A 25,398-nucleotide genomic window follows, 5' to 3' on the forward strand; every position below is an offset into this window, starting at 1 on the left:
CGCCGCCTGGATCGCCACCGGCGTCTCGTTCGGCGAATGCAGCGGCCGGCGCGAGCGGTCCTCCAGGCCCGCCAGGCCCGCCGCGCGATAGCGCGCCAGCCAGCGATAGCCGACCGTCGGGCTGATCCCGAAGCGCCGGCACAGAGCGCGCTTGTTCGCCCCCTCCCGGCTCGCCAAAAGCACGAACTCCTGACGCTGCGACACGATCGACACCTCCTGCCAGGGCATCGAAAGCCTCCCTCATGAGACCCTCAATGCCGATCAGAATGCGTCCACCATGTCCCCGAACACCCGTCCACCATCTCTCCGGTCTATACAGACAAGCTCAGGGTGAAGCGAATCGGGTGCTCCTCATCAGATGCCATCCCAAACGGCTTCATGGTGAGCTTGTCGAACCATGGAGCCGTTCCGGCCAGGACGGATCGGCCCGCCGCAGGCCCCGCTACTCGTCCCCCGGCACGCCGTAGGAAGGGGCCGCGGTCGGGTCGAGGGCGCGGGTGACGTAGGCGTCGGCCTGGGGCGCCCAGTCCTGCCAGAGGCGGCGCAGGGCCGGGATCGCGCCGTTCGGCTCGTCGTGCCAGTCGACGCGCAGGTCGGCCCAGGGCCAGGCCTCCTCGGCGGCCACGACCAGGCCGGCCGAATGGACCGGTCCCGCCTCGCCGCCGGCGGCGAGCCCGGCCTCCAGGGCACGGACCAGGCGCTCGGCGAGCAGCTCGCCGCCCGACTCCTCGAAGGCGCGGACCATGGCGGCCGGCACGCCCTCGTCGGCCAGCAGGTTGCCGGCGGCGACGCAGTCCGGGCCGACGACCACGGCGGCAAGGCCCAGGGCCCTGGCGCCGCTGTGCCAGGCGATGGCACCCTGGTCGTCGATCAGCGCGACCTGGCGGTATTCCGGATGGGCCTGGGTCGCCAGCAGGGCGTTCATCGCCGCCTGGGCCGGCAGCCCGGCGGCCAGGAAGTCCAGGCCCTTGGGGCCGAGCCGCGGGTCGGTGACGTTCTGCGTCGCGACCGCCCCGGTGCCGGCCCGCACGAAGGTGCAGCGCGCCGCCACGGCGATCGAGGAGGAGGTGACGGCAACGCCGAGCTGGCCGGTGCGGGCGCAGCGGGCGGTCAGCGAGAAGGTCATGGGGTCCTCCAGTCGCTCAGGGACGGCCTTCCTCGTAGCGCTTGACCGCCGTGACGTCGATCTCCATCAGCCAGTCCTCCTTGGCCAGGCCCGCGACGATCAGGCCGGTCGAGACCGGGAACACGCCCTTCAGCTTCGCGCCGACGGCGCGGTAGACGGCGGGCCGGTCCTGCCGGTCGACGATGTAGATGACGATCTTGACGACATCCTGCAGGCTGGCGCCGCACTCGGCGAGCAGCTGCTCGACGTTGCGCATGGCCTGCTCGGCCTGGGCGCCGGCGTCGCCGACGCCGACCGTCTCGCCGGTCTCCAGGTCGGTGCCGACCTGGCCGCGCAGGTAGACCGTGTTGCCGGCGACCACGGCCTGGCAGAGATCGTTGTCGAGGTTCTGGCCGGGGTAGGTGTCCTTGGTGTTGAAGCGGCGGATGCGCTGGATCGGGGTCACGGGCGGCGGGTCCTCTCGTGGGAGTTGGCGGGTCAGGGCGCGGTGGCGACGGCGATGATCTCGCGCGACGCCTCGGTGAAGGGGTTGCCTTGCCAGTCGCCCTGCCAGGCGACCGGGCCGAAGCCGGCCTCGGCCAGCAGGCGGGCGATGGTCGGCTGCGGCGCGAAGCGCAGGTCGTTGCGCGTGACGAAGCGCTCGCCGCTGTCCGGGAAGTGGAAGTGGGTCTCGTAGGTCAGGCGCTCGTCGACCAGCGGCGTGACGTCGTTGTGGATCTCGACGCTGGGGCCATCGGGGCCGCCGCCGGGCAGGGCAAGGATCTCGCGGCTCTGCTCGGGCGTCCAGGTCAGGTAGGAGCGGAACAGCGGGTTGCGGCTCTCGAAGGCGAGGCGCCCGCCGGGCCTGAGGCAGCGGCGCAGGGCCGCCAGGGTCGCCGCGATCGCCTTGTCGCTCAGCAGCACCTGGAAGACGTGGCCGGTCATCACCGCGAGATCGAAGGCGGGGGCGTCCGGCAGCGCCTCGGCGGCGCCGTCGCGCCAGGTCACGCGTTCCGCGCCCGGCTTGGCGCGCGCGATCGCCAGCATCGCCGGCGCCGGGTCGTAGCCGGTCACCCGGTGGCCGTCGTCGGCGAGAGCCAGGGCGAGCTGGCCCGTGCCGCAGCCGAGGTCGAGGACGTCGAGCCGCGCTCCATTGCCCAGGCCGCCGGCCAGCCGCCGGTAGAAGGCCGTGTCCTCGGCCGGCGGGCTCATCAGGTCGTAGACCGCCGTCAGGCGCGTGTCTTCGTAGAGGTCCATGGCCGGCCGTTGCGCTCGTGTCACCCCTCACCCTCCCACGGCCTGACGGCCGCGGGCCCCTCCCTCTCCCCCAAGGGGCGAGGGAAAACAAGGGCGCCGTTCGAATCCCTCGCTGTTAGGTGACACATAGACCTGGAGTGAGGCGGGATACCGCGGGACCAGGCGGGATATGGTGGGACAGGGCGCGGAAAACTGCGGTTGAGCGGGAGCCAGGCGCGACGAAGCGCGCCGCGGCCTGATTCCTGGAGTCGGCGGCGACGGCGGGGGCTTTGACACGGGAATCGGGAGTCGGCGCGCGCGGTTCGAGCAAGCCGCCAGAAGCGTTCAAGCGGGCGGCGCAGAGCGTTCGACGAGGGCTCAAACGACCCTCGCGACCCAGCGGACGCGGCCGACGACTTGGACCTCGTCGCCGCGGGAGCGCGGAAGCAGCATCGGCTCGTAGAGGTCGCTGTTGTCGCTGATGATCAGCAGCCCATCCACAGCTCGGCGCAGGCGCTTCACCAGCAACGCATCCTCCCAGACGAGCGCGAAAAGGCCGTCGTTCACGGTGCGGCTGCTGGTGTCGATCATGACCAGGTCGCCGTCGCTCAAGGTCGGCTCCATGGAGTCGCCGGCGACCTCGACCATAACCAGGTCCCGCGTCGTGCCGCGGCCGAGCTTGCGGCGCAGGAACTTGGGCGTGAAGGGGATCTCGTCGAGCAGCTCCGCGCGCTGCGCGAACCCGCCCCCGCCGGCCGAGAGCTGGACGTCGTAGCGCGGAATGCCGACGAACTGATCCTGCGGATTTGCGGCTCGCGGCTGTGCGCCCGATTCGCCCGGCGAGCTGGGTCCTTCACCAGTCGCGAGCCAAGCGACGTTGCGCTCGAGCACGTTCGCACACGCAACAAGGTAGGTGAGCCCAGGCTCACTCTCGCCCTTCAGCCAGCTGTTGACCGTCGACGGCGCGGCGCCAATCGACTTGGCGAGCCACGTTCCGCTGCGCCCTTCCAGGGAATCTCGGAGCCGTTCGGAAAACACACCGAAACGGTTGGCCGCCGAAACTGTGTCGGACCCGGAAACTTCGTCATCGCGCGTCACGGTTTCGGCCATCCGACTGGAATCGCTTGTTTTTTGTCCATGCTGGCCGGATTTACGGCCAATTGCGATCTGTGATGGTTTGTTTTCCGTTTGCATCGGCCGACTTTCCGAATATCCTGACTTCTCGTTCGTGCATACCACCGGCCTGGCAGGGCCGGCAGCGAGAGGGAAGCGATGGCACTCGCCAATCAGCACCCCGAGGACGTCAAGGCGGCGGTCCGGAAGACCGGCATCACCCTGACGGCGCTCGGAATCAGGGCCGGCATCCCCGGCGCGACGGTCCGGAAGTGCCTCTACACGCCCTGTCCGAAGGGCAACCGCGTGGTCGCCGACTACCTGGGCCTGGATCTCTTCGCGCTCTGGCCCGAGTGGTACGACCGCGACGGCAACCGCCTCAGCTCTCGTTCGCGAAAGACTAGCGCCGCGCGATCCGCCGGTCATCGTCAGAAAGCGGCGGCGGCGTGAACATGGCGACGACCCCAGACTCGCCGACCGCCCTGACCCTGCCGATCGCCCAGATCCGTATCCCGGAGCGGCTGCGCGAGGTCGACCCGGACTATGTCGACGGCCTCAAGACATCGATCGCGCTGCAGGGCATCACGACGCCGCTGACGGTACGCCCGGCGCGCGACGCCACGGCCGGCGGCAAGTGGGGCAAGGCAATTCCCGGAACCTGGGACTTGGTAGCCGGCGCGCACCGCCTGCAGGCGGCGCGCGAGCTCGGCCTCGCGGGGGTGCCGGCGCTGATCATCGACCCGGCCAGCCCCGACGAGGCCCGCCTCGCGGAGATCGACGAGAACCTGGTCCGGCACGAGCTCAGCCCGCTCGACCGGGCGTCCTTCCTGGCCGAGCGTAAGGCGATCCACGAGCGGCTGTTCCCGGAGACGAGGCAGCACGCCGCCGGCGGCCACGCCAAGGCCGGGTCTGCGAGCGACACGATGTCGTTTGCAGAGTCGACGGCGGCGCGCCTGAACATCTCGCGCAAGACGATCGAACGCGCCGTGAGGATTGCGGCCTGCATCCCGCCCGAGCTGCGGCGCCGGATCGCGCGCGACAGGCTGATCCACACGCAGGCGGAGCTGCTCGCCCTGGCGGACCTCGAGCCGAGCCTACGCCCGATGGTCGTCGACCTTCTGGCGGACGGGACGGCGAAAACCGTCCGCGCGGCAGTCGAGCGGATATCGGGTCGCGCACTGCCCTCGACCGACGCCGCGACCGTGCAGCTGCGCCGGCTGAAGGATCGCTGGGTCCGGGCATCGCTGCGCGTGCGACGGCAGTTCATCCAGGAACTGCATGCCCATGGCGAGATCCCGGCCGAGTGGCTCAGCACCCCCAACGAGGAGGAAGAGGCGTGAACAGCCTGCAGAAGCTGGAGGCCAACCTGGAGCGCGCGTGGCAGGCCGAAGACGCCGCCCGCGCCGCCTACGCGACGGCCGAGGCCGCCGCGGACCGCGCCCGCGACGCGCTCGACCGGCACGCCCAGCGCGTCAAGGCGGCGTTCGACATCTCCTACGCCACCATCGACCGGGCGCCCGAGGCGCGCCTCGGGCACGAGCCGATCGGGCCGCTGCTCGACGAGCAGGAGCGCCTGCTGGCCGTCTTCTCGGCGGCTTCCCGCAGCCGCTCGGAGGCCTCGCGGGCGGCGCACGCGGCCTGGCGGCGGCGCTTCAACCTCGAGCAGAAGCTCGACCGGGCGCGGGCAGCGGCGGCGGAGACGCCACGGGACGGAAAGGCGGCCGGCTTCGCCGATACCAAGGCCGCGCGGCGGTACATGAGCGCGCGCAACCGCTGTCGGATGGCGGTCGAGCCGGCCGCGGCGGCCGGCGACGAGCAGCAAGAGTTCTGGGCGCGCTTCTTCGAGTTCGCGAAGGGCGCCATCTACCCGAAGCCCGACAAGCTGTACGACTGGGAGGCTCTGTGGCAGGGCGAACAAGAGCGCGCCTACGACGTCGCCAAGCGACATGACGACCTGCTCTCAGTCTTCGGGCTCGTGGCGAACAAGGAAGCCGACCCGATCGACGCGGCCCTGGTGCCGCTGATCGAGCGGCTCGGCGAGTTCACCTGGCGCGAGGTCTTCGAGGCCTGGGCCGGTGCGAACCTGCAGGACGACCAGGCCTGGGGTCACTTCGTCTGCGTCATCCGGATGCTGCCTTTCGACCCCAGGCGGAGCGCTGCGGAGGCGACCGCCGCAGCCACCACGCCCGAGAAGACCGGCTGCTGCGGGGTCAACGTCTACGTCGGCGGCCTGCAGGCCGATCTGCTGGCCAAGATCGCCGCCGTCCGCGGCGGCGTGATCCATCTCACCGCCAAGGAAGCCGAGGCTGTCAGGTCGTTCGCGGCCCTGACGGAGCCGGTACCCTCCGGCCGGGCTCCCAAGCCCGACGACACCGAATCGCGCGTGCCCGATCCCAACCACACCTGCTGGAGCGGCACGGAGGTCTATTTCCACCCCAAGCTCGCCAAGATCATCCTCGAGCTGGCGCACTACCTGCCGCAGAGCGGCAGGTTGATCGGCGTCACCTGGGACGATCTCAGGGAGATCAAAGAGTTCGCGGCGGGGCTCGAGCTGCCGTGACGGCGCGGCGGCTAGTCTTGCGCCGGCACTTCGCCGCCCAGCTCGGCGGTCGCCTGCTCGAGCGCGCGGAAGGTCTTGACCAGATCTTCCTTCAGCAGGCGATCGCCGCTGCCCGGCTGGTCGAACCGGGCACGGCTGCTCCGGTCGGCGACGATCTCGAAGGCCATTTCGAACAGCCGCTCCTTGGAAACCAACATCTTCCCCTCCTCGGTTGTCTGGCAACGCCGAGTGTAGGGGCCGGCCGGGCCGCCGTCATCGGGACGGTGCGCCCGGCCACGCTGCCGACGTCGAGCCGGGGCCCAGAGATCCCGGCCAGGACGCGGCTGCCTGACGCCTCCGGCGAGACCCCCGCACGCGCCGGAGGCGCCCTCTGACCATGGTGCGGGTCCTGGGGGACACCAGAACGATGGATCTCTTGGACTGGCAGCCGCCGGAACAGCTGGTTGTCGGGCGCTACCCGGAGAACCTGGTGCGCAGCCAGAGCTTGCGGGACCGGATCTCGCTGGCGGTCGCCGAGACGCTGAAGTCCTGCGATCGGGACCGTGAGGATCTGGCCGCGGAGATGTCCGCCTGGCTGGGCGAGGAGGTCAGCCGCAACATGCTGGACGCCTACGCCAGCCAGGGGCGGGCCGACCACACGATCAGCTTCCTGCGCCTGCTGGCGCTGGTGCACGTCACCGACGATCTGCGACTGCTGCAGCTCGGCGCCGAGTTGTTCGGCCACAGTGTGGTCGACGACAAGTTCCTGCCTTGGGTCGAGGTCGGCCAGCTCGCGGCCGGCAGGGAGGAGATCGGCAAGGCTTTCGACAGCGCGCTCCGGCAGGCACGGAAGGGGGCCGGCCGGTGACGGCGCGGCTGACCAGCTCCACGGCGCTGAGCAAGGTCTGGCACACCGCCGCCGAGCTGGCGGCCCTGCGCCTGCCGGGCCTGCCGTCGAGCAAGAAGCGCATCATCGAGCTGGCGAAGCGCCAGGCCTGGCAGGAGCGGCGCAATCTCGACGACGCGCCGCTCGCGCGTCGCCGGCAAGGCCGCGGCGGCGGCTGGGAGTACCACTACACCCTGCTGCCGGACGCTGCCGCCGCCAAGCTGGTGCACGACGAGCGGACGGCCAAGCTCGCGGCCGCCGCGCCCGCCGGCGAGTCCGCCGGCGCCGGCCGCCCGAGCGCGAGCTGGGAGCTGCAGGACTGGTACCGGCGCCAGCCGGAGACGAAGAAGCGCGAGGCGCGGCGCCGCGTGGCGATCCTGGAAGCCGTGGAGACCCTGCACCGGACCGGGCTGACGAAGAACCATGCCGTCGCCGAAGTGGCCAAGCAGGAGGGCATCGGCGGCAGCACGATCTACCAGTGGCAGCGCCTGGTGCGCGGCCTCGACCGGCTGGACCGGGAGGCGGCGCTCTGCCCGCGCCACAAGGGCAAGGCCGGCCAGACGGTCGAGTGCTCGCCCGAGGCCTGGGAGATGCTGAAGGGCCTCTGGCTGATCAACTCGCAGCCGCCCTTCGAGGAGTGCTACCGGGAGGTCCAGGCGGCCGCGCAGCAGCACGGCTGGACGCTGCCCCACCCGCGCACGATGCGCCGCCGGATCGAGGCCCTGTGGCCGCCGCTGGTCACCTACTGCCGTCAGGGCGCCGATGCCCTGCGCGCCATGTACCAGCCGCAGATCCGCGACCGCAGCCAGCTGCGCGCGCTGGAGGCGGTGAACGCCGACTTCCACACCTTCGACATCACGGTCGCGATGCCCGGCGCCGAGCAGGGCGCCCGGCCCTCGCTGATCGTCATCCAGGACCTCTACTCCAACAAGATCCTGGCCTGGCGGGTCGACCTCAACCCCTCGGCGGCGGCCGTGCGCCTGGCGTTCCACGACGTGTTCCGGGACTTCGGCGTGCCCGAGACCGCGGTGCTCGACAACGGCCGCGAGTTCGCCAGCAAGCTGATCACCGGCGGCCAGAAGACGCGCTACCGGAACAAGATCAAGCCCGAGGAGCTGGAGGGCCTGCTGACCGGCTTCGGGATGACGGTGCGCTGGACGACGCCCTGCAGCGGCCAGTCGAAGCCGGTCGAGCGCGGCTTCGGGGACCTGACCAACATCGTCTCGAAGGCCAAGGTCTTCGACGGCGCCTACACCGGCCGCAGCCCGCAGCACAAGCCGGCGAACTACGGCAGCCGGGTCGTCGACTTCGAGACCTTCCTCAAGTTCGTCGCGCGCGGCATCGCCTCCTACAACGCCCGCGAGGGCCGACGCACCCCGGTCTGTGGCGGCGTCAAGTCCTTCGACCAGGCCTTCGCCGAAAGCTACGCGCGGCAGGAGAACAGCATCGGCATCCGCAAACCGGCGGCCGAGCAGCTGACCCGGGCGCTGATGACCGCCGAGCTGCTGACCGCGCGCAAGCCGAGCGGCGCGGTGCACGTGCTGGGCAACGTCTACTGGGCGGAGTGGATGACCGGCTTCGTCGGCAAGAAGCTGACCGTCCGCTACGACCCGGACGACGCCCAGGGCGGCATCGAGGTCTACCGCCACGACGGCGTCTTCCTGGGCCACGTCGAGGTCTGGGAGCGGACCGGCTTCCTCGACCAGGAGAAGGCCAGGGAGCACGGCCGCAAGCGCCGCAGCTACCAGAAGAAGCAGTCGGAGATCGCCGAGCTGGAGCGCGGCATGGCGGTCGAGGAGGTCCTCGAGCACCTGGTCGAGCTCGACCCGCCGCCGGCGCCGGACGCCAAAGTCGTGCGGCCGGTCAGGACGCGCGGCGCGCTGGCGCTGCAGCCGGCAGCCAACTCGGAAGCGATCGAGGAGATGGACCGGAACCTGTCGGCTTCGATCGCGGAGCTGGCGGCCTTCCGGCGCCAGCAGCCCTGAGGGCTGGAAAGGCGAAGGCCCCGCCGATTGCAGCGGCGAGGCCCTCGGTAACGGCAACGAAGTGAGGAGCAAGAGACCATGAGCACGATCGACACGCAAGACCGCTGGACGGAAGAGGCGCAGGACGAGCTGCGCCGGGAGCTGACCGCCTACCAGCAGGCCGAGGGCCTGTCGCAGGCGGCCATGGCGGCCCGCCTGGCCGTCGCCGAGGGCACGATCAGCCAGTGGCGCAACAAGCGGTACAAGGGCGACAACGCCGCCGTCGCGCAGTCGGTCCGCAAGGGCCTGGACAGCCTCAAGAGCCGCGCCAAGGCGGGTGCCACCCTGCCGTCCGATATCGGCTTCCAGGACACGCCGACCTCGCGGAAGATCGGCGAGATCCTGACCTTCAGCCAGATCGCGCCGACGATCGGCGTGGTCGCCATGGGCGCCGGGTCCGGCAAGACGAAGACCGCCTCCTACTACGCCGCCACCAACTCCAACGTCTGGCACGTCACCGCCGAGCCCTGCACGGCGACGACCTATCCGCTGCTGGCGCTGATCGCCGAGTCCATGGGGCTCGCCGAGCGGGTGCAGACGCGCCTATCGCGGGCGATCGCCAACTACGTCCGCGACAAGAACGGCCTGATCATCCTCGACGAGGCCCAGCACCCCAACACGCTGGCGCTCGACCAGCTGCGCTCGATCCACGACTCGGCCGGCGTCGGCATCGCGCTGATCGGCAACGAGATGGTCTATAGCCGTCTCGACGGCGGCGGCCGCAAGGCGGCCTTCGCCCAGCTCTTCAGCCGGGTCGGCATGGTGCTGACCCAGCCGGGCCCGCGCGAGCGGGACATCTGCACGATCGTGCAGGCCTGGGGGATCGTCGATCCCGAGGAGCAGAGCTTCCTGAAGGCCATCGCCGAGAAGCCCGGCGCCCTGCGCGCCATGGTCTTCACGCTGCGCATGGCGACGATGCTGGCCGGCGGCGCCGAGAGCCGGAAGCTGGAGCACCTGCGCGAGGCGTTCCGGCGCCTGACCCCCCAGCAGGTCGGCCGGTGAGGGAGGCGGTGACGATGCTTCCCCAGATCCACAAGCGGCCCTTCGGCCTGCCGCAGGTCGGCGACCCGGTGACCGTGAGGTTCACGACCAGCCCGCTAGCCGCGCCGTACACCGGCATCCTCTACGCCGTCACCGAGCGCCAGCCCGACCGCCTGGTCGGCACCGTCCGCCTGCAGGGCGGCTCGCTCTGCGGCGACGTCGCCTTCGGCCGCCGCGCCCACGACGACGAGCGCTTCGGCCGGCTCGACATGATCCCGATCCGCGGGAGCGCCTCGTGAGGCGCCCGCGCACCTTCCTGGGGCGGCAGCTGCGCTGGCTGGCGCTGATCTGGCTGCCCCGCCGACCCCGCACGCTGAGGAGCCTGTGATGGCAGATCTCGCCACCATCGAACGCCTGACCAAGAGCTACGCGGCTGCCCGTGATGAGTTGGCCGATGCCGTCAAGGAGACCAACAGCGAGCTCGAGCGGATCAAGCGGCAGAAGATCCCGCTGTTGCGACGGCGCACCGATGCGGCGTCCAACGCGCGCGCGAAGCTGGAGGCGGCGATCCAGGAGAGCCCGCAGCTCTTCGGGCGCCCCAAGACCCTGACGCTGTACGGCATCCGCGTCGGCTTCCAGAAGGGCAAGGGCAAGATCGAGATCTCCGACCCGGAGGTCACGATCCGGCTGATCCGCAAGCACCTGCCGGACCTGGTCGACAGTCTGGTCAAGGTCGAGGAGAAGCCGGTCAAGGCCGCGCTCAACAACCTCTCGACTGCTGAGCTGCGGAAGATCGGCTGCACCGTCACCGAAGCCGGCGACGTGGTGCTGATCAAGGCGACGGACGGCGAGATCGACAAGCTGGTCGAGGCGCTGCTGAAGGAGTCCGACGAGGCCGCCCAGCCCGAGCCCGCGCAGGCGGAGGACTGAGCCATGGCGACGGCCCGCGAGCGGATCCTGGAGGCGCAGCTGCGCAGCCTGGCGCTCGCGGCCCGCGTCTACCTCGCCCACCGCTTCGACCGGCCGAAGACCCGCGAGCTGCTCGCCGACGAGCTGATCTCGATCGAGACCTGGCTGCGGGAGCACCCGGCCGGCAGGCCGGTCCAGCTGCCGGAGCCCGACCTGGCGCCGGCCCCCGAGGATCCGCTCGAGGGCCGCGCCGAGGCCTCGGCGCCGGCCCCGGATCCCCGCCCTCGCGGGGACAGGCCCACCAACGAGGCCGGCAGGGCCGCCGCGGACGCCTGGAAGGCCCGCGCGCCCTACGCCGACGCTTAAGAGGAGGACACCGCCATGCAGGTCGCGACCGCATGCCTCGTTCCCACCAGCCCGAATGACCTGGGGGGCTTGCAGCTCTTCGCCGCCGAGGTCGTCGCCGGCGCCGGCGGGCCCGACCTCTACCGCTTCCGGCTCAGTGGAAGCCTGCCGGATCTCTGGCTGTATCGCGACACCGCCGGTCGCTGGCGCTTCGCTGTACCGGTCCGTGGCATGGCCGTGGTGCCGCAGGTCACCCGGCCGTCCATCACGGCGCTCGAGCAGACAGTCGCCTTCGACCCGGCTTCGGCGGTGGGGTGAGAGATGGCGAACCCGATCCAACAGCCTGACCTGGTCGAGGCAGAGATCGTCGACGGGATCGAGCCGTCCGAGCAATCCTGGCGCTACGACCTGGAGACCGAGCCGGCCCGCCGGCGGGCGTATCTGCTCGCCCTGGCGCTGGAGCGCGGTGTCGGTGACCTGGGCGCCGCGCTCGACCTGGCCCAGCGGGCCGACGCCTGGCTGGTTGCCGGCCGGCCGGCGGCGCAGGCGGTCGATCCCATGCCCCTGCAGCTCACGCACCGGGTCGAGATGCCGGAGGATCGACGGCGCGCCGATGCGATCTTCCGGGCGGTCACCGAGGAGTCCGGCTGTCTGCGATCCGCGCTAACCGGTCGGAGGCGGAAGCAGCTGCTCGCCCATGCCCGGCAGGTGCTGATGTACCTGCTGTCGGAACACACGGGGCTTTCGCTTCCCGCGGTCGGCCGCCTGGTCGGCGGGCGCGACCACAGCACGGTCATGCATGCCGTCGCCGTCGTCGAGAAGGACCTGGCTGCAGACGGCCCGCGCGCCGACCTCGCCCGGCGTTGTCTCGATCGGCTGGGCCTCTCGCAGCCCCCGGCCTCCGAGGAAGCGGGCTCGCCGGCCGCCGTTGCCCCGGACCCCGAGCCGACCGCGGCGGCAGCGGCCGACTCGCCGCCGACGGAGGCTGCCGCGGAGATCGGGCGGGCTACCCGTTCTGCCCAGGTGCCTGTTGGCCAGCGCATCGGACGGACCAGAAGCGTCTGGACACCGGAGCGCCTCGAGCATTTGCGTGCGCTGGCGGACGAAGGCCTGCGGTCGCGCGAGGTCGCCGAGCGGCTCGGCATCAGCGACAACGCCGTCCGCGTCCAGGCGCGCAGGATCGGCCTGTCCTTCATGGCGGCCCGAGCAGCGCTCCGGGCAGCGGCGCCGGCTCCCGTTCCCGCCCAACCGGTTCCGAAGGAGCATGCGACGCCCAGGCCTGCCCCGGCTCGCCGCAAGGCGGCCTCCGCCCGGACCGCCCCTGCGCCCAAGCTGCCGACGGCCGACGCGCCGCAACCGCTCACCGAAGCCGAGGCGCACGTGCTGCGCGCGATCATCCGGACCGGCGGCAAGCCGGCCGAGGTTGCCCGCGAGGCAGACCGGCCGCTGCAGGTGGTCGAGGCCACGGTGCAGCGCCTCAAGGCGAAGGGCTACGTCGCCGGAGTGCCCGGCGGCCGAACGGCGATCCGGCTGCCGGACGGGCGGCCGATTCCGCGCGGCACGCGCTCCGAAGCCGAGCGCCTGGTCGCGGCGGCGATCGCCGAGGGCAAGGTGACTCGCTGCCCGCCGGCCTATGCCGAGGTCGTCCAGGGCGCCGAGCCCGTGGGCCCGCTGCCCGCCGTGCCGGACCCCGGCGTCGCGGCGCTGCAGCGCTCGCGCAAGGGCGGGCAGCGCAGCAGCAGCGGCAGCGGCAAGCGCGTCAAGGGAGTCGAGCTTTGACCGCGGCAGTCCGGACCGGAGATCGGCGCCCGCTGATTGCGAAGGTGCAGATCGCGCGCAGGCAGCTCGCGCTCGACGACGGGACCTATCGCGCGCTGCTCAAGCGGGTGACCGGCAAGGAATCGTCGACCGAGCTGTCGATCGCCGAGCTCGACCAGGTGCTCGCCGAGTTCGCCCGGCTCGGCTGGACGCCGAAGCCGCGCTCCGCCGCGACCGGCGCTCCCCGTTCGGGCCCGGGGGCAGGCCGCGGCCGCAAGCCCGCCGAGGGGCCGCTCGCCGGCAAGCTCCGGGCCCTCTGGCTCTCAGGCTACTGGCTCGGCGTCGTCGACGATCCGAGCGAAACGGCGCTGGCGCACTGGTGCGAGCGCGTCACGGGCGGCCGCGGGAAGGGCGGCGTCGCGGCCCTGCAGTGGCTCGACGGCGCCGGGTTCAACAAGTCCGTCGAGAGCCTCAAGGCAGCGCTGGCGCGTGACGCCGGGGTCGACTGGCGGCCCTACTACCGCGCCGGCCAGCTGCTCGGCGAGGACCCGCGCGCCCGCGTCCTCGAGGCGCAGTGGCGGCGCCTGGCCGAGCTCGGTGTCGTCTCCAACGGCGGCTGGTCGGCGCTGGACCGCTGGCTGGCTGGCCGGCCCGGCCTGCCGGCCGACGCCGACCGCCTGAACCTCACGCCGAACCAGGCCGACCAGGCGATCCGCGACCTCGGCCGGATGCTGCGCCAGGCGCTCGGCAAGTCGCTTCCCGAAGACGCTTCGAAGGAGGGTTGAACCATGGGTGAAGTCATGTCGATCGAGCGGCCTATCCGCGCCTACTGCTGGGCCTCGGGCCAGATCGAGTTCCAGCCGGCCGAGCACGCGCTGCCGGACGGTGCCATCGAAATCGCCTCCGGCGACGAGAGCCTGGTGCGCGAGCTGATGTCGGCGACCGCGCGCCATGTCCGCGACGGCGACGGGCTCCTCGTGCCGGGCGTGCCTGAGGCGGAGACCCAGGACGCCGCGCTGGACGCCCTGATCGTCTGGACGGGCTGGCTCAAGGCGCGCGGCTGCCTGCCGATCCGGCACGAGGGCCTGCGTCGCTGTCGCTCCTGCGGCTGCACCCAGGCGGCCGCCTGCGAGATGGCGGACGGCGGGGGCTGCTGGTGGGTCGAGCCCGACCTCTGCAGCGCCTGCGCAGGCGGGCCGGAGGTGCGGTGAGGATGGGCGCCGCCAAGGAGACCCTCGGCTACCCGAGCCGCACCGACGCGGTCCTGGCGCTGCGGCGCCAGGGGCTGACCACGCGAGAGATCGCCCAGCGGATCGGCGTCGAGCCCTCGACGGTCAGCGCTCTCGAGCACAGCGCCACCCGCCGGCGGGTCGCGGACGACCAGCGGGCCGAGCGGCAGGGCCGCGCGGTGCTGATGCCCGTCGAGCTGTGGCCGCGGCTCGAGCGCGAGGCGGCGCGGCGGCACCTCAGCCCGAACACACTGGCACGCCGCATCGTCCAGGTCGTCATCGAGGACGATCTGGTCGGCGCGGTGGCGGACGACGGCGAGGGCAACCCCGGCGGGCCGGAGGATCGGTAGATGGCGAAGCGCAAGAAGGCGGCGCAGCCGACGGTGAAGGCCGGCGACACGGTGCTGATCGGCTGTCCGCGGTTCTCGCTGCCGTCCGAGTGGTGGCTCGCGAGGGTGCTCTGGATAGACGGCGAGGACCTGGTGACCGAGCACCAGCCGCCGAGCGGCGGCGTGCAGCGCAACCTCACGACCGTCGACCAGGTGATCGCCGTCGGCTCAGTCGAGCAGCTCGGCCACTACCGGCGCCGCGCCGACGCCCTGATGTCCGACATGACGGGCGCCATCCGCGAGGCGCAGCAGCGCATCCACGAGGCGCGGCGCGCGATGGACCAAGTCCGCCTCGAGGCCTGGAAGAAGTTCGACGCGCTGGCGGCGAAGCACGCGATCGCGCGCAAGCGCGAGCCCCTAGCGGACGTGGAGCGACACATCGTCGAGGAGGCGGCCGCCCGCGAAGAGGAGGCGCACGATGACTGATCAGACCTGGACGCCCGAGCGCCTCGACCTGCTGCGCAAGCGCTGGCTCGAGGGGCGGAGCTGCAGCGCGATCGCGGGTGAGCTAGGCGTCACCAAGAACGCCGTCGTCGGCAAGGCGCACCGCCTGAAGCTGCCGGCGTGGAAGGACCCGATCGTCCGCGGCATGCCGCCGAAGCCCAAGCGCGGGCTTCCGGTGCTCTACGTCCCTCCGGTCGAGCCCGGGCCCGAGCCGGTCGAGCTGTTCCCGCGCGAGCGCGAGCCCCGGACCTGCCAGTGGCCGTTCGCCGGCGGCTGCGACGCCCCGCGCGAGCACCGCCGGCCCTACTGCACCAGGCACTGCTGCTTGGCCTACGTCGGACGGACCGGGAGGGCCGCCTAGATGGCCGATCGCAGCAAGATCGAGTGGACCGATGCGACCTGGAACCCCGTCGTCGGCTGCAAGGTCCACGGGCCCGGCTGCCAGCGCTGCTACGCCATGCGCCTCGCCGGCACCAGGATGAAGGACCACCCGACCCGCCGGGGCCTAACCGTGCCGAGCAAGTCGGGCCCGATCTGGAACGGCGAGGTCCGCTTCAACGAGGCCGAGCTGGTCAAGCCGCTGCACTGGCGTCGGCCGCGGCTGATCTTCGCCGTCGCTCACGGCGACCTCTGGTACGAGGCCGTGCCGACCGCCTGGATCGACCGGGTCATGGCCGTCGCGGCGCTCAGCCCGCAGCACGTTTTCCAGTTCCTGACCAAGCGCAGCGAGCGCCAGACGGCCTATCTGGCCGATCCCGAGACGCCCGAGCGCGTCTGGGCCGCCGCGGGCGAGCTCTCCGACCCGCTTCGCGCCCTCGCGGCCCAGGGCGCGACCTGGGGCGGCGACATGCCCTGGCCATTGCGCAATGCCTGGATCGGGGTCAGCGTCGAGGATCAGGTCCGCGCCGATCGCCGCAGGGAGCACCTGCGCGCGATCGCCAAGCTCGGCTGGGCGACCTGGGTCAGCTACGAGCCGGCGCTCGGCCTCGTCGACTGGAGCGGCTGGGAGTTCATCCGCTGGATGGTCAGCGGCGGCGAGTCGGGGCCCGATTCCCGGCCGAGCCATCCCGACTGGCACCGCGCGACCTGGTCGTGGTGCGACGACAATGCCATCGCCTATCTGTTCAAGCAGTGGGGCGACTGGGCACCGGTCGGGCGATTCGACTGCGACCGATCGGCAGTCGCTGCCTATCGCGGCGAGATCCTGACCCTCGTCATGTCGGGGTGCGAGACCAAGCTCTGCTTCCCCACGCTCGAGGACGAGGTGATGGGTCCGACACTGATGCTCGAGCGGATCGGCAAGCGCGCCGCCGGCCGCCTCCTCGATGGCCGCGAGCACAACGGCATGCCCTTCTTCCGGAAGGCCGCGTGATGGCCGAACTCGAGGCGATCAAGGCGACGATCCGCAAGCTCCGCGAGCGCACGGTCTCGCGCGGCTGCTCCGAAGCCGCGGCGGCGACGGCGCTGGGCAAGGTGGCCGAGCTGATGCGCCGCAACGGGCTCGACGAGCTCGACCTGGAGATGGCCGAGGTAGTCTGCGCGCGGCCGGCGCCGCTCAAGGCCCACATACGCGACCGGCTGATCGGCATGGTCGCCCTTTGCACCAACACGGTGGCGACGAAGGACTGCGGCCGCGGCACCGTCACCTTCAGCGGGCCGGCGCACCTGGCGGAGATCGCGGCCTACACGCGCGACATGCTGGAGGCGGGGATCGACCGCGAGGTCAGGCTGTTCCGGCGCTCGACCGCCTACAAGCGCAAGCGGACGCAGCGGGCCAAGGCGCGGGCCACCAAGGCCTTCGTCGAGGGCATGGTGCTGGTGCTGAGCCGGCGCCTCTGGGCCGCCTTCGAGGGCCAGCAGAACGACGCGATCGCCGAGCGCTCGCGCGCCTGGCGGGACAGGCGGCACCCGAACCTCACCAAGGCCGGCGCGCCGAAGCCGACCCGCGATCCGCGGGCCACGTCCTGGGGCGCTGCCGCGGCCGCCGGCGTCGAGCTCGCTGCCGGCGTCGGCGCCGATCGGCGCGACGGCGCGCTCGGCGCACCGCAACGGTTGCTCGGGAGGCGGTGATGGCGCGCCGCACACGGCAGCCGACACAGCTCGACATAGAGCGGGAAGCGGCGATCGGCTCCGCTCGCGAGGCGGCGGCCGAGATCGGACACGAGCTGGTGCCCTGCCCCGTGGGGCCTGACGACGGCGAGAGGCTGAGGTTTCGCTGCCGCCTGTGTGGCAGACACTTCTGGTTGACCAAGGCGACCTGGAAGCGAAGCGGCCTCGCCTTCAGCGAGGCCTGCGCGGTACGGCCGATCATCGAGCGGCACAAGCGCGACTGCAGGGTCGGCAGCGATGTGCCCGGCTCGCGCTGGAGCGGCTACTGGAACCCGGAAACCGGCGACGTCGACCTGCTCATACTGCATGCCGGTCCCTGGCGACGATACTGGCACATCGTCGGCGGGCCGCACCCGAACGGGGTCTACATCCCGGGTCGCTTCTACAAGCTGCTCTGCCACTACATCGGCCTCGATCAGGTCGACTTCGCCGCTAGCGACAGCGTGGCGGAGCTCGTCCAGCTCGCCGAGGACTGGGAGGATGCGCTCGCGCACGAGCTCGCGAAGCCGCGGATCGTGCTGCCCGCGCCGTTGCCGGTCGACCCCAACGCCGACTTGCCGCTGTTCGCGGAGGTCGCCGGCCGGTGACCGTCGACTTCCACCAGATCCTGCCGGCCGAGCTGGCCGACGTCGCGAAGGCCGCGGGCCTCGAGGCGGCGTTGAAGCTGCGCAAGGAGCTGGGCGGAACGATCGTGCACGTGCCGGCGCGACCGCGCGGCAAGGAGCTGCTGGTCCGCACGGTCGGCCTCGAGGCGGCCCGCAAGATCGCCGAGGCCTTCCCGCGCTCGGGCGAGATCCGCGTCCCCATGGGCAAGCGCCTGCAGCCGGCGCTGATCGCCCACCTGCTGGCCGAGGGCCGGCCGGTCCAGGAAGTCGCCCGCCTGGTCGGCTGCCACGCCGAATCGGTACGGCGGATCAAGAACGGCCGCGTCGACTCCCGGCAGGCCGACCTGTTCGACGAGGAGCGTCGGCCTAGCGGCGCCAGCTGAGCTTGAATTCCTGGTCGAACCAGAACTCAACGTCGTAGTCGATCGACAAGGATGTCCGGAACCTTAGGACCTGCGGATATCTCTGGCGGAGCCAGGTGATGAACTGCGCGGGGCTCAGCTCTCCAGCCGGTACATGGTCTTGGCCGGTCTCGCGCCGCCAGTCGTGGCAAAGGGAGCGAATGTGGCTCTCCGCCTCAGCCTTCTTCATGGCCATCCAGCTCCAGCATTGCCACGTAGTGCCGGCCCGTGCCGACCGTCATCAGCCCGAACTTCTTGCCGCCGGGCGGGATCAGCTCGAAATGAGCGGCCTGCTTCGAGGGCAGCAGGCTGTCGAGCACCTCGTCGTCGGTCAGGTGGCGCGCCGCCAGGCAGCGCAGCAGTCCCGCGATGTCCTCCTTCGACATCTCTGCTTCGTCGAAGCTCCTCATCCACTGCGGTTCGTCGCCGCCATATGCCTTGATCGTCCAGGTCGCCATCGCTCCTCTCCCTTGCTGCATCGATGACCCCCGAGAATCGGGGGACGGGGTTTGTGCGAATGCAACCCCCTTTCGCACGCGATTGACGCAGCACCGGCCGGCACTCCACACTCGCCGCCTTCCCGCCTTCGACTGCCCTCCGAACGCCATCCCACGCCCGTGGGAAGGGCCGCCGCGCCCGCTGGAGAGCACCCTGCCACCTCGGCTTGCAACCCGAGACGGCGAGGCGGGCAGTGACCTCTCGAGCACTCATCCAGTCCTTTGATCAGCGCGTGGTCGTCCCGACCCTCGCCGTTTTGGGCTCCATCGACGACCGGCTGTCGAGGCTCCCGGCCCGGCAGCTCCTGGTCATGACCGCCGTACGCGAGGGCGACGGCCTGCGGGCCGTCCAGCAGTACGGCGGCGGCCCGGCGCGCTCGCTCTTCGGCCTCGAGCCCAACACGGTACACAGCCTGCTCGACCGCGAGATCCGCAGCGACTGGGTCGCCAAGATCCTCGCGCGCCTGATCCTGCACCCGCCCTTCGACCTGACGCCGGCCGGTTCCGACGCCCTGCTCGAGCACCTGACCTGGAACCCCTGGCTGGCCTGCGCGGTCGCCCGGCTGAAGTACTGGACCGTGCCGAAGGCGCTGCCGGCGGCCGGTGCCTGGCGCGACCTCGCGGCCTACTGGAAGCAGTGGTTCAACACCGCGGCCGGCGCCGGCACGGTCGAGAAGTTCCTGGCGAGCAACGCCGCGACGATCGAGTACTTCGAGTTCATCAGGCGGGGGCAGGCCTGATGTTCCCGCTGTTGCTGTCGCTCGCCGGCGCCGCGTTGCCCGCGATCAAGGATCTCCTCGAGGGCGACCAGCCGCTCGGCACGCGCGTCGTCGACGCGGCAGCCGGCATCGCCAGCGGCCTGACCGGCGAGCACGATCCGGAGAAGGCGGCCGCCGCGATCCAGGCGGACCCGGCGCTCTTCGCCCGCTTCCAGGAGACCCTGACCCAACGGGCGCTCGGTCTCGCCGCCGAGGAGACCAAGCGCCTCGCCGAGCGCGAGGCCTCCTGGCGCGCGATGACCGGCAGCGAGGACGCCTACGTGCGCCGCGCCCGGCCGACGATCATCTACGCCCTGGTCGCGATCGGCCTGGCGGCCGCGGCGACCGCCCTGCTGATCTGCTGGCGCGAGCCGGTGCTGCTGCCCGACACCATCGCCGCCCTGCAGTGGGTCGTCTACGCGCTCGCCGGCGTCGGCGGCCTCTACGTCGTCAAGCGCTCCGACGACAAGGCGGGCGACCGCGCCGCGGCCGCCGGCGACGCGCCGCCCGTCGGCTCCTTCCAGCGCCTCGGCGGCGCGCTGCAGGCCATGATCGCGAAGAAGGGAACGGACTGATGCAGGCTGGCGCGATCGACTGGGGGAGCGTCGGCCAATGGGCGGCGGTGCTGGTGGGGGTCGCGATCTCGATCGCCAGCTATCTACGCGCCGGCGCCCGGGAGGACGCCAAGACCGTCACCGATCTGACCACCCGCGTGCAGGCGGTCGAGTTCCAGCTGCGCGGCGTCCCGACCACCGAGGCGGTCCATCACCTGGCTATCGCGATCGAGGCTCTGGGCGGCGACGTGAAGGCGCTGACACAGAGAGTCACGGGCCTCGACGACATCGTCGAGCGGGTCGATCGCGTCGTCACCCGGCAGGAAGACTACCTGCGCGGCAACAAGTGAGGGGGCGATGAGCTACCAGGACGACGTGGGCGAGCACATCCGCCTGGCGATCCTCCGGATCCTCGAGGGCGCGCCCGGCTACGCGGCCAACGATTCGGTGCTGCACGACAAGCTGCCGAGGCTCGCCCTCAGCTGCAGCCGCGCGCAGGTGCGCACGCATCTGGCCTGGCTGCGCGACCAGGGCCTGCTGGCCCTCGAGGAGGTCGCGCCCGGGCTCTTCGTCGCGACGCTGGCCGAGGCCGGCGCCGACGTCGCCAAGGGTCTGACCACCGTTCCCGGCGTCAAGCGCCCCTCGGCTCGGTAGGGCGGCCATGGGCGGCCGGTCCTTCGACAAGAAGCTGCCGACCAACGTCCGCGACCGTATCGCGGCCTACGTGCGCGAGAACTCGCCCACGGTCGACGAGTTGTACGACTGGCTGGACGAGCTGCTGAGCCCGCGCGGCATCTCGACCTCGCGCAGCGCCGCCCACCGCTATCTGCAGCGCTATGGCGACCTGGCCAAGGACATGGAGCGCGAGCGCGCCGTCGCCGAGGCCCTGGTCGGCGCCTTCGGCGAGGAGCCCGACAGCAAGGTCGCGCGGGCGAACATCGAGCTGATGCACGCCATCATCTCCAAGACGACGCGCGACCCCGAGACCGGCGGCCTGGTGAAGCTGGAGCCTCAGGAGGCGATGTTCCTCGCGAGCGCCCTGCAGAAGCTGGAGAGCGCGTCGAAGACCAACGTCGAGCGCGTCGCGAAGATCCGCGAGCAGGTCATCGAGGAGGTCGTCAAGAAGGCGATCGAGGCGGCGAAGAAGGGCGCCGCCAAGGCCGGCGTCACGCTCGGCAAGGACGCGCTGGAGCAGATCCGCAGCGAGCTCGGCCTGATCCGGTAGGGCGGCCCATGACCTCGATCCGTGACATCGCGCTCTACGGCTACCAGCGCCGCTGGATCGCCGACCGGTCGCGCTTCAAGATCGGCATGTGGTCGCGCCAGGTCGGCAAGACCTTCTCGACCACGCTGGAGATGGCCGATGACATGGCCGGCGGCGTCGTCGAGGCCCGGCCGGCGAAGTGGCTGATGCTGTCGCGCGGCGAGCGCCAGTCCAAGGAGAACCTTCGCCAGCTGATCGCGCACATCAAGGGTTACGACGTCGCCTTCCGGGAGCTGGAGGCCGACGTCTCGTTCGGCGACGAGGTCTACAAGAGCTACGAGGTCCGGATCGCCGACGACATCTGGTGCCTGGCGCTGCCGGCCAGCCCCGACACCGCCCGCGGCTATTCCGCGAACGTCTATCTGGACGAGTTCGCCATCCACAAGGACAGCCGCGAGATCTGGGGCGCCCTGTTCCCGGTGACCTCGGCCGGCTTCAAGCTGCGCATCACCTCGACCGCGAAGGGCAAGGCCAACAAGTTCCACGAGCTGATGACCTCGGCCGACGGCCGCTGGTCCCGCCACACCGTGACAATCCACGACGCCGTCAGGGACGGGCTGCCGCGCGATGTCGACGAGATGCGCGAGGGCCTGGCCGACGAGGATCTCTGGGCGCAGGAGTACGAGTGCCAGTGGCTCGACGAGGCCAGCGCCTGGCTGCCCTACGACCTGATCACGGCCGTCGAGGACGAGAAGGCCGGACGGCCGGAGCTGTACCAGGGCGGTCCCTGCTACCTCGGCAACGACATCGCCGCGCGCAACGACCTCTGGGTCACCTGGGTCCTCGAGGAGGTCGGCGACGTGCTCTGGACCCGCGAGGTCCGGATCCTCAAGCGGGCCAAGTTCGCCGAGCACGACGCCGTGATGGACGAGCTGTTCGGGCGCTACCGCGTCGCCCGGCTGTCCATGGACCAGACCGGCATGGGCGAGAAGCCCGTCGAGGACGCCAAGCGCCGCTATGGCGAGTCCCGCGTCGAGGGCGTGCTGTTCACCCCAGGCAACAAGCTGGTCCTGGCGACCGCCGGCAAGCAGGCCTTCGAGGATCGCCGCATCCGCATTCCGGCGGGCGACATCCGCCTGCGCGCCGACCTGCACAAGCTCAAGAAGATCCTCGGCCCGACCGGCACGCCCCGCTTCGTTGCCGACTCCGACGCCGGCGGCCACGCCGACCGCGCCTGGTCCTGCTTCCTGGCGGTCAACGGCGCGACCGACAACGTGCCGTCCTACGCCTACGACAGCGCGCCGCCGAAGAGCGACCCGCGCTTCCACGAGCGTGCGCCCGAGGACGACGAGCCCGCCGGCCTGCGCCGCAGCTTCGGGCGCGGCGCCTACTGAGGAGCCCAACCATGGCGACCCCCGTTCTTCTCGACCACCTCGGCCGGCCGATCCAGCGCCAGGTCCTGCAGCAGGAGGTCGCGGCGCCGACCGTCACCGGCGTGCGCCAGGTCATGACCGGCCATCCCGAGGTCGGCCTGACGCCGCAGCGCCTGGCGCGCATCCTGCGCGAGGCCGAGGAGGGCGAGCCGACCCGCTACCTCGAGCTCGCCGAGGCCATGGAGGAGAAGGATCTGCACTACGCCTCGGTGCTCGGCACCCGGAAGCGCCAGGTCGCGCAGCTGCCGGTCAAGGTGGTCGCCGCGGACGACAGCCCGGAGGCGCAGCGCCAGGCGGAGTTCCTCGAGGCCTTCCTCGAGCGCGACGAGTTGCAGGACGAGCTGGTCGACGTGCTCGACGCGACCGGCAAGGGCTACAGCTGCACCGAGATCGTCTGGGACTTCTCCGAGGGGCAGTGGTGGCCGGCGCGCTTGGAGTGGCGCGATCCCCGTTGGTTCACCTTCGACCGGGAGGACGGACGGACCCCGCTGCTGCGCGAGATGGGCGAGCCTCAGCCGCTGGCGCCCTTTAAGTGGATCACGCACCTCGCGAAGGCGAAGTCCGGCCTGCCGATCCGCGGCGGCCTCGCGCGCCTGGCGGCCTGGATGTACCTCTTCAAGAACTACGCGGTGAAGGACTGGATCTCCTTCATCGAGGTCTACGGCATGCCGATCCGGCTCGGCAAATACCACGCCGGCGCCAGCAACGAGGAGAAGGCCATCCTGCTGAGCGCGGTGCGCAATATCGGCACCGACGTCGGCGCGATCATCCCCGAGGGCATGGTCATCGAGTTCGTCGAGGCGATCGGCAAGGGCTCCAGCTCGATCGACCTCTACGACCGCTTCGCCGCCTGGGCCGACGCGCAGATCTCCAAGGGCGTGCTCGGCCAGAACCTGACGACCGAGGTCAAGGGCGGCAGCTACGCCGCGGCGCAGGTCCACAACGACGTGCGGCAGGACATCGAGACGGCCGACGCCAAGCAGGTCTCCGCGACCCTGAATCGCGACCTGATGCGCCCGGCGATCGACCTCAACTTCGGTCCGCAGCAGAGCTATCCGCGCCTGGTCGTCGGCCGGGAGGAAGAGCAGGACCTCCGGATGCTGCTCGCTGGCGTCAAGACCTTGGTGCCGCTCGGTGCCCGCGTCTCGAAATCCGGCATGGCGCGCGCCTTCGGCCTGCCGGAGGCCGTCGACGACCAGGATCTGCTGACCGCGCCCGCCGGCGGGCCGGCCGTGCCGCCCGACGGCACCGACCCGGCACTCGCCAAGGCCCTGGCGGCCCGCCAGGGCGACTCTGCCGGCGGCACGGGCGGCGATCCTGGCGGCGACCCGGGCGCCGGCCAGGTCGTGCTCGATCCGGCGGCCGAGGCCGCCATGAAGGCCGCTCGGCCGCCGATCGAGGGTCTGGTCGAGCAGCTGAAGGAGCGGCTGGCGGCCGCCGGGAGCTGGGAGGAAGCCCAAGGGGCGCTGCTCGAGCTGGCGCAGCAGGCGAGTGATCCGCGCCTGGTCGAGACGATGCGCGAGGCCCTGGTGCTGGCCGAGCTGCAGGGCATGGACGCGATCGCCAGCAGGAAGCCCTGATGTCCGACCTGGTCGCGCCGGCCACGCCCGAGCCGGTCGTCTTCAAGGAGGCGGTCGACTTCCTGCGCCAGAAGCTGCGGCTGCCGACGCGCGCCTGGACCGACCTCTGGCAAGCCCAGCACGCCCGCGCCTTCGTGGTGGCCGGTGCGATGAGCGACTCGCTGCTGGCCGACTTCCAGTCGGCGCTGCTCAAGGCCATGGAAGACGGCGGCTCCTATGCCGACTGGCTCGCCGACTTCGACGCGATCGTCGCCAGGCACGGCTGGAGCTACAACGGCGGCCGCACCTGGCGGGCCCGGACGATCTTCCAGGCCAACATGCGCAGCGCCAACATGGCCGGGCGCTGGCGCCAGATACAGCGGACCAAGGCGCGTCGGCCCTATCTGCGCTACGTCCAGGTCCAGCGCGAGACGAAGCGGCCGCTGCACGCGCTCTGGCACGGCACCATCCTGCCGATCGATGATCCCTTCTGGCGCACGCACTACCCGCCCAACGGCTGGTACTGCCTCTGCTCGGTCATCGCGCTCAACGCCCGCGACCTGGCCCGCAACGGCTGGACCGTCTCGGCCGAGGCGCCGCCGGTCAACCTGCGCCAGGTCGCCTTGAACACGCCGGACGGTCCGGCGACGGTCAGCGTGCCCGAGGGCATCGATCCGGGCTGGGGGCACAATCCTGGCATTGCCGACGTCGGCTACGGCGAGCAGCGGGTGCGCCTGGCCGGGCACGAAGGCCGCTGGGAGCCGCTGGTCGCGCCCTCGCAGGTCGCGCCCGGGTCGCCGCTGCCGGACCTGCAGCCGCAGCCGCCGCAGGCGCAGCTCGGGCCGCGGGCGACGGACGCCGCCGGCCTGCGCGACAACCTGCGCGCCGTCCTGGGCGGCGACGAGGCCGTGCTCGCGGACCCGGCCGGCGGGCAGGTCTCGATCGGCATGGCCTTCGCCGACCACCTGGCCGATCGCCTGGACGGCCGCGACGCCTTCTTCCCGCTGCTGCCGGAGCTGATCCAGGATCCGCAGGAGATCTGGGCGGGCTTCGTCGTCAACGACGCGACGGGCCAGGTCGCGCTGCGCCGGCGCTACGTCAAGCTGCTGCAGCTGCGCCGGGACACGACGCTGGCGCTGGTCGCCGACGCCGACAACGGCACCTGGTCGGGGCTGACGTTCTTCCGCGGCAAGCCGGACGCGCTGAAGCGCCTGCGCTGGGGCCTGTCGGTCTATCGGAAGTGATGGCTGGGGATAAGGGCTAGCCGCGCCGTCCCGCGGCTCCCGCCCGGTCGGTGGCCATCGGAGGATCGGCCCGGCC

36 protein-coding genes are annotated in these 25,398 nt (G+C 71.4%); 28 read left to right on the forward strand and 8 right to left on the reverse strand.

Annotated features, from left to right (window positions below):
* The 5 genes from B9O00_RS30540 to B9O00_RS30560 all read right to left on the reverse strand — a co-directional run.
* On the reverse strand, window positions 1-228 hold a 228-nt coding region (locus B9O00_RS30540; protein ID WP_143596417.1), incomplete at its 3' end, for a helix-turn-helix domain-containing protein.
* Window positions 229-442: 214 nt separating this feature from the next.
* A complete protein-coding gene (locus B9O00_RS30545; RefSeq protein WP_085126980.1) occupies window positions 443-1,126 on the reverse strand; it encodes a DUF1028 domain-containing protein in 684 nt (227 codons plus the stop codon).
* A 16-nt stretch (window positions 1,127-1,142) separates the two neighbouring features.
* Window positions 1,143-1,571, reverse strand: coding sequence for a RidA family protein (locus B9O00_RS30550; RefSeq protein WP_085126982.1), 429 nt, complete (start codon window positions 1,569-1,571; stop codon window positions 1,143-1,145).
* Window positions 1,572-1,603: 32 nt separating this feature from the next.
* Window positions 1,604-2,362 carry a class I SAM-dependent methyltransferase gene (locus tag B9O00_RS30555; protein WP_085126985.1) on the reverse strand — a complete coding sequence of 253 codons (759 nt, stop codon included), beginning with the start codon at window positions 2,360-2,362 and terminating at the stop codon, window positions 1,604-1,606.
* Window positions 2,363-2,719: 357 nt separating this feature from the next.
* Complete coding sequence (locus B9O00_RS30560; RefSeq protein WP_159460382.1) at window positions 2,720-3,451, reverse strand: S24 family peptidase; 732 nt, start codon at window positions 3,449-3,451, stop codon at window positions 2,720-2,722.
* Window positions 3,452-3,613: 162 nt separating this feature from the next.
* Between B9O00_RS30560 and B9O00_RS30565 the strand changes: the two genes are divergently transcribed.
* From B9O00_RS30565 to B9O00_RS30575, 3 genes are read left to right on the forward strand one after another with little or no spacing between them, the layout of a single operon-like run.
* On the forward strand, window positions 3,614-3,904 hold the full coding sequence (locus B9O00_RS30565) for a helix-turn-helix domain-containing protein (RefSeq protein WP_085126989.1): 291 nt from the start codon (window positions 3,614-3,616) through the stop codon (window positions 3,902-3,904).
* 2 nt (window positions 3,905-3,906) lie between these two features.
* Window positions 3,907-4,794 (forward strand): ParB/RepB/Spo0J family partition protein, encoded by an 888-nt coding sequence (locus tag B9O00_RS30570; protein WP_085126991.1) that lies wholly within the window; start codon window positions 3,907-3,909, stop codon window positions 4,792-4,794.
* A complete protein-coding gene (locus tag B9O00_RS30575) occupies window positions 4,791-6,014 on the forward strand; it encodes a hypothetical protein (protein WP_085126993.1) in 1,224 nt (407 codons plus the stop codon). The genes B9O00_RS30570 and B9O00_RS30575 overlap by 4 nt, the downstream gene beginning before the upstream one ends.
* An 11-nt stretch (window positions 6,015-6,025) precedes the next feature.
* Here B9O00_RS30575 and B9O00_RS30580 read toward each other — a convergent pair whose 3' ends face one another.
* Window positions 6,026-6,181, reverse strand: coding sequence for a hypothetical protein (locus B9O00_RS30580; protein ID WP_159460383.1), 156 nt, complete (start codon window positions 6,179-6,181; stop codon window positions 6,026-6,028).
* Between the two features lie 239 nt (window positions 6,182-6,420).
* On the opposite strand from B9O00_RS30580, the gene B9O00_RS30585 reads away from it, so the two are divergent.
* From B9O00_RS30585 to B9O00_RS30665, 17 genes are all read left to right on the forward strand, one after another.
* On the forward strand, window positions 6,421-6,861 hold the full coding sequence (locus B9O00_RS30585; protein WP_143596418.1) for a S46 family peptidase: 441 nt from the start codon (window positions 6,421-6,423) through the stop codon (window positions 6,859-6,861).
* Window positions 6,858-8,864, forward strand: coding sequence for a transposase domain-containing protein (locus B9O00_RS30590; RefSeq protein WP_143596419.1), 2,007 nt, complete (start codon window positions 6,858-6,860; stop codon window positions 8,862-8,864). The genes B9O00_RS30585 and B9O00_RS30590 overlap by 4 nt, the downstream gene beginning before the upstream one ends.
* 78 nt (window positions 8,865-8,942) lie before the next feature.
* Window positions 8,943-9,905, forward strand: a complete 963-nt coding sequence (locus B9O00_RS30595; RefSeq protein ID WP_085127002.1) for an AAA family ATPase — start codon at window positions 8,943-8,945, stop codon at window positions 9,903-9,905.
* Window positions 9,906-9,919: 14 nt separating this feature from the next.
* Entirely contained in the window at window positions 9,920-10,183 is a 264-nt protein-coding gene (locus B9O00_RS30600) for a hypothetical protein (protein WP_085127004.1), read from the forward strand.
* An 88-nt stretch (window positions 10,184-10,271) separates the two neighbouring features.
* A complete protein-coding gene (locus B9O00_RS30605; protein WP_085127006.1) occupies window positions 10,272-10,814 on the forward strand; it encodes a host-nuclease inhibitor Gam family protein in 543 nt (180 codons plus the stop codon).
* Window positions 10,815-10,817: 3 nt separating this feature from the next.
* Window positions 10,818-11,159, forward strand: a complete 342-nt coding sequence (locus tag B9O00_RS33265) for a hypothetical protein (protein WP_085127008.1) — start codon at window positions 10,818-10,820, stop codon at window positions 11,157-11,159.
* A 15-nt stretch (window positions 11,160-11,174) separates the two neighbouring features.
* Window positions 11,175-11,456: a hypothetical protein gene (locus B9O00_RS30615; RefSeq protein ID WP_085127010.1), complete on the forward strand. Its 282-nt coding sequence runs from the start codon at window positions 11,175-11,177 to the stop codon at window positions 11,454-11,456.
* Between the two features lie 3 nt (window positions 11,457-11,459).
* Window positions 11,460-12,917 carry a helix-turn-helix domain-containing protein gene (locus B9O00_RS30620; RefSeq protein ID WP_085127012.1) on the forward strand — a complete coding sequence of 486 codons (1,458 nt, stop codon included), beginning with the start codon at window positions 11,460-11,462 and terminating at the stop codon, window positions 12,915-12,917.
* Window positions 12,918-12,961: 44 nt separating this feature from the next.
* Entirely contained in the window at window positions 12,962-13,681 is a 720-nt protein-coding gene (locus B9O00_RS33270) for a regulatory protein GemA (RefSeq protein ID WP_159460384.1), read from the forward strand.
* Between the two features lie 3 nt (window positions 13,682-13,684).
* Window positions 13,685-14,107, forward strand: coding sequence for a hypothetical protein (locus B9O00_RS33590; RefSeq protein ID WP_179244003.1), 423 nt, complete (start codon window positions 13,685-13,687; stop codon window positions 14,105-14,107).
* Window positions 14,108-14,109: 2 nt separating this feature from the next.
* Window positions 14,110-14,475, forward strand: a complete 366-nt coding sequence (locus tag B9O00_RS30635) for a hypothetical protein (protein WP_085127014.1) — start codon at window positions 14,110-14,112, stop codon at window positions 14,473-14,475.
* A complete protein-coding gene (locus B9O00_RS30640) occupies window positions 14,476-14,940 on the forward strand; it encodes a hypothetical protein (RefSeq protein WP_085127016.1) in 465 nt (154 codons plus the stop codon).
* Window positions 14,933-15,319 carry a GcrA family cell cycle regulator gene (locus B9O00_RS34080; protein WP_085127018.1) on the forward strand — a complete coding sequence of 129 codons (387 nt, stop codon included), beginning with the start codon at window positions 14,933-14,935 and terminating at the stop codon, window positions 15,317-15,319. Before B9O00_RS30640 ends, B9O00_RS34080 begins: the two co-directional genes overlap by 8 nt.
* On the forward strand, window positions 15,320-16,330 hold the full coding sequence (locus B9O00_RS30650; protein WP_085127020.1) for a DUF5131 family protein: 1,011 nt from the start codon (window positions 15,320-15,322) through the stop codon (window positions 16,328-16,330).
* Window positions 16,330-17,028, forward strand: coding sequence for a DUF2786 domain-containing protein (locus B9O00_RS30655; RefSeq protein ID WP_085127022.1), 699 nt, complete (start codon window positions 16,330-16,332; stop codon window positions 17,026-17,028). The genes B9O00_RS30650 and B9O00_RS30655 overlap by 1 nt, the downstream gene beginning before the upstream one ends.
* Complete coding sequence (locus tag B9O00_RS30660) at window positions 17,028-17,654, forward strand: hypothetical protein (RefSeq protein ID WP_143596420.1); 627 nt, start codon at window positions 17,028-17,030, stop codon at window positions 17,652-17,654. The genes B9O00_RS30655 and B9O00_RS30660 overlap by 1 nt, the downstream gene beginning before the upstream one ends.
* Complete coding sequence (locus B9O00_RS30665) at window positions 17,651-18,055, forward strand: helix-turn-helix domain-containing protein (RefSeq protein ID WP_085127027.1); 405 nt, start codon at window positions 17,651-17,653, stop codon at window positions 18,053-18,055. The genes B9O00_RS30660 and B9O00_RS30665 overlap by 4 nt, the downstream gene beginning before the upstream one ends.
* Here the strand turns inward: B9O00_RS30665 and B9O00_RS30670 are convergent.
* Both B9O00_RS30670 and B9O00_RS30675 read right to left on the reverse strand, forming a co-directional pair.
* Window positions 18,039-18,269: a hypothetical protein gene (locus B9O00_RS30670; RefSeq protein WP_085127029.1), complete on the reverse strand. Its 231-nt coding sequence runs from the start codon at window positions 18,267-18,269 to the stop codon at window positions 18,039-18,041. The two genes, B9O00_RS30665 and B9O00_RS30670, sit on opposite strands and share 17 nt — an antisense overlap.
* Window positions 18,250-18,531 carry a hypothetical protein gene (locus B9O00_RS30675; RefSeq protein ID WP_085127031.1) on the reverse strand — a complete coding sequence of 94 codons (282 nt, stop codon included), beginning with the start codon at window positions 18,529-18,531 and terminating at the stop codon, window positions 18,250-18,252. The genes B9O00_RS30670 and B9O00_RS30675 overlap by 20 nt, the downstream gene beginning before the upstream one ends.
* A 350-nt stretch (window positions 18,532-18,881) precedes the next feature.
* Between B9O00_RS30675 and B9O00_RS30680 the strand changes: the two genes are divergently transcribed.
* The 8 genes from B9O00_RS30680 to B9O00_RS30715 are packed head-to-tail and all read left to right on the forward strand — an operon-like array spanning window position 18,882 to window position 25,322.
* Window positions 18,882-19,310: a hypothetical protein gene (locus B9O00_RS30680; protein ID WP_143596421.1), complete on the forward strand. Its 429-nt coding sequence runs from the start codon at window positions 18,882-18,884 to the stop codon at window positions 19,308-19,310.
* Complete coding sequence (locus B9O00_RS30685) at window positions 19,310-19,903, forward strand: 3TM-type holin (protein WP_085127036.1); 594 nt, start codon at window positions 19,310-19,312, stop codon at window positions 19,901-19,903. Before B9O00_RS30680 ends, B9O00_RS30685 begins: the two co-directional genes overlap by 1 nt.
* Window positions 19,903-20,232 (forward strand): DUF2730 family protein, encoded by a 330-nt coding sequence (locus B9O00_RS30690; RefSeq protein ID WP_085127038.1) that lies wholly within the window; start codon window positions 19,903-19,905, stop codon window positions 20,230-20,232. The genes B9O00_RS30685 and B9O00_RS30690 overlap by 1 nt, the downstream gene beginning before the upstream one ends.
* A gap of 7 nt (window positions 20,233-20,239) precedes the next feature.
* Complete coding sequence (locus tag B9O00_RS30695; protein WP_085127040.1) at window positions 20,240-20,536, forward strand: VpaChn25_0724 family phage protein; 297 nt, start codon at window positions 20,240-20,242, stop codon at window positions 20,534-20,536.
* A gap of 7 nt (window positions 20,537-20,543) precedes the next feature.
* Window positions 20,544-21,107, forward strand: a complete 564-nt coding sequence (locus B9O00_RS30700) for a phage protein Gp27 family protein (protein WP_085127042.1) — start codon at window positions 20,544-20,546, stop codon at window positions 21,105-21,107.
* 8 nt (window positions 21,108-21,115) lie between these two features.
* The gene (locus B9O00_RS30705; RefSeq protein ID WP_085127045.1) at window positions 21,116-22,480 is read left to right on the forward strand and encodes a phage terminase large subunit family protein; all 1,365 of its coding nucleotides are present in this window, start codon (window positions 21,116-21,118) and stop codon (window positions 22,478-22,480) included.
* An 11-nt stretch (window positions 22,481-22,491) separates the two neighbouring features.
* The gene (locus B9O00_RS30710; protein WP_085127047.1) at window positions 22,492-24,099 is read left to right on the forward strand and encodes a DUF935 domain-containing protein; all 1,608 of its coding nucleotides are present in this window, start codon (window positions 22,492-22,494) and stop codon (window positions 24,097-24,099) included.
* Complete coding sequence (locus B9O00_RS30715) at window positions 24,099-25,322, forward strand: PBECR2 nuclease fold domain-containing protein (protein ID WP_085127049.1); 1,224 nt, start codon at window positions 24,099-24,101, stop codon at window positions 25,320-25,322. Before B9O00_RS30710 ends, B9O00_RS30715 begins: the two co-directional genes overlap by 1 nt.
* The last annotated feature ends 76 nt before the right edge of the window (window positions 25,323-25,398 follow it).

It is taken from the genome of Tistlia consotensis USBA 355 (genome assembly GCF_900177295.1).
In the GTDB taxonomy this organism is placed as follows: Bacteria; Pseudomonadota; Alphaproteobacteria; order Kiloniellales; family DSM-21159; genus Tistlia; species Tistlia consotensis.